Origin of the sequence: Psychrobacter sp. UBA3480, assembly GCF_002377945.1 — a bacterium.
Lineage (GTDB): Bacteria > Pseudomonadota > Gammaproteobacteria > Pseudomonadales > Moraxellaceae > Psychrobacter.
Genome location: NZ_DFQV01000017.1, coordinates 51,385 through 54,228 on the forward strand (window position 1 = coordinate 51,385; position 2,844 = coordinate 54,228).

General features: G+C 42.3%; 2 protein-coding genes and 1 pseudogene. 2 read left to right on the forward strand and 1 reads right to left on the reverse strand.

The features are described from left to right. Window positions 1-1,642: CYTH and CHAD domain-containing protein (locus tag B2863_RS06385; protein WP_296208372.1), on the forward strand; the 1,642-nt coding region annotated here is incomplete at its 5' end. 148 nt (window positions 1,643-1,790) lie between these two features. Here B2863_RS06385 and B2863_RS06390 read toward each other — a convergent pair. Continuing rightward, window positions 1,791-2,306 carry a L,D-transpeptidase gene (locus B2863_RS06390; protein ID WP_296208373.1) on the reverse strand — a complete coding sequence of 172 codons (516 nt, stop codon included), beginning with the start codon at window positions 2,304-2,306 and terminating at the stop codon, window positions 1,791-1,793. A gap of 140 nt (window positions 2,307-2,446) precedes the next feature. On the opposite strand from B2863_RS06390, the pseudogene B2863_RS06395 reads away from it, so the two are divergent. Then, window positions 2,447-2,844: pseudogene (locus B2863_RS06395) on the forward strand (hypothetical protein); the annotation flags it as partial.

A 2,844-nucleotide genomic window follows, 5' to 3' on the forward strand; every position in this document is an offset into this window, starting at 1 on the left:
CGATCAGAGCCATCAGTCAGAATTATTAGGAGCTAATATGCAAGAGATAGAGCTGAAGTTTTTGGTACCAGAGTCACGGCTAAAGGGTTTAATGCGTCAAACGCACGTTAAATCTTCACAAGTGACACAACTGGCTGCACATTATTACGATACGCCTGACCAACAGCTTGCACAGGCAGGTATCGGTCTGCGTATTCGCAAAGAAGGCGATACATGGGTACAAACCATTAAAGCTGGTGGTGATGGTATCGCGGCACGCTTGGAGCACAATGCTGTACTCGATAATGAGCAAGTACAAGCGATGCTCGATAATAATGAGCTGATACCTGATTTGACAATATATAAAGACACTCCAATCGCTGCAGCATTGGCTGACTTTAAACTCAAAAAGTTAGCGAAAAATCTAACACGACTTTATGTTACTGACGTCGAGCGCACTACGCGGTTGCTAACAGAAAGTAATGAAGATGAAACCGATAACTGTATCGAAATGGCTTACGATAAGGGAGAGATTATTCATGGTACTGATGACTCGCTACGCAAAGCCATTCAAGAGATAGAGTTTGAACTGGTGTCAGGAGATTTAGATTTTCTATTTACGACTGCCAAAACATGGTGCAAGCGCTATAAGCTGTGTCTATCCACCGTTACCAAAGCTGAAAACGGTAGCTTACTTATTAACGGACAAAAACACAGTCCAGCGGTCAACGCAAACCTAAGTCAATTGCAAATAGACAAAGACAGCAGTGCACCTGCCTTTATACGTGCGGTCGTACATAATTGCTTATTGCAGATATTACCAAACAGCAGTGCTATCGTCGCTGGCAGTATAGATGACGATCATATTCTACAGTTGCGGATTGGTATTGATCGCTTGCGTACTGCGTTGAAAGCATTTGCTGACTTCTCTGATGAGATTAACCCTGAATGGCTGCCAATACTAAAGCAAACTGCAACCTTGCTTAGCGATTACTATCAACTTGCTTATATCAATGCACAGATCGAACCTGAGCTACAAGCATGTGGCGCGCCTGCCGTCGACTGGACCGCAGATATTGAAAATATCAAAATCACGCCCATCAATACGCTACAAGCCAATGACTTTCAGATAACCTTGCTAGAGCTGATTGCCTTTACTATGAGCGACCCCAGCATTGAACCTCAGACTGATCAGCTTGCCTGCGATAAGCTAACGAAAGTCCTCTCTAAACAATATAAAAAATGCCTTAAAACCAATAAAAAAGCTGACAAAATAAGTGATGAAGTAAGTGTTGCTGAGCTTGTGAGCGATGACATAGATCTAGATGTAAACACAGACATTGCTGATAATGACCAACCTGAAAGCGAGCTGCTCAATCAGTTAAGAGATTTGCGTTACATCAGTGAATTTTCTACGCCTTTACTAAGTAAGAAAAAAGCTAAAAAGAAAACCAAACGTTGGCTAAAAAGGCTGATAAAAGCGCAAAAAGCGTTAGAACAACTGAACGATGATAATCAATATCAGCAGTTTTATGAATTGAAATCAAAGACAGATGCTAATGCTTTATATGGTGCAGGTTGGTTTACGGCCATACTGACTGATGACCAGAGTCATATTGATGCACGTTTAGCAAAATTTGCAGATAGCTCAACGTTTTGGTAATAGTAATATCATTTTTATGACGGATACTACTTTCATCAAGTAAAACCACTCCATAAAAAAGACAGCTTGTTATATAACTAGCTGTCTTTTTTTATTGTGTTTAAATAGTTTCTGTCAGCGCTATGGCTAAATTTGTGTGCAACACGACCTAGTCAACAACGATCGTAACGGGCGTACCCTCCTCCACTTGCTCAAATAATTCTACAATATCTTCATTACGCATACGGATACAGCCATGTGATAGCGGAATACTCATTGGTTCAGTATCTGGTGTACCGTGAATATAGATATAGCGCTCATAAGTATCGCAGCCACCTTGGCCATTGCTACCTTTGTTTAACCCTTCTTCAAGGCCGCTTAACCAAAGAATACGGCTCAATATCCAGTCACGCTTTGGATGTAACTCACCAAGATTGGCATCGTATACCTCACCTGTCGGCACACGCCCGACAAATACCGCATTCATAGGCTCGCTACCACCTATTTTTTGTTCAATGACATGCCTACCGAGCGGCGTGCAACCACTATCCTGCTGACTACCAATACCATTTTTTGCAGTGGAGACTACATATTGTGCAACCTCAGTTTGCTGCTGGTACAGCGTTAATGTTTGCTCAGCGATATTAATCACGAGTTGTTTATCAAGCGTCTTATTATTGGTCATAAATGCTTCCGACTATCTGTCATTCATCAGATTACTATCAAGGTTATTAGTAAAATGATTGAAAATTTCTATTATCAAGGGATTGTATCAAGACATTTGGCACCGTAATATAGGGGCACACTTTTTGATGCTAGCAGATTATGACGACTATTTCACCGACACGTGTGTCGATGTATGATTTTTTATATCATGATACCCAGCCTATGCTGTCACTTTTGGCCGATGCGGCACAGCTCTCTCTACCGCAAGCTCGCTTAGGAATGGATGCCAGTCTACAAGCCATCGTAAGTGCGCTGCTCGCCTATCAGCAGCGTCATCAGGGACAGGCAGTCAGCAAAAAGCTGTTTGGTCGTGGTGCTGTCAAAGAGTTACGACAGTATAACTCAATGAACTTTGCAACCATTAGCGCCACACTCTACCATCGTCACGATGCGGCAGATGCCGTATTTAGTGATAACGCTCGTGTCATAAAGGCAAGCGAACATATCGCTGAGAAGATTGATGCAACGATGCAGCAGGCTCAAACTCTACTCACCTC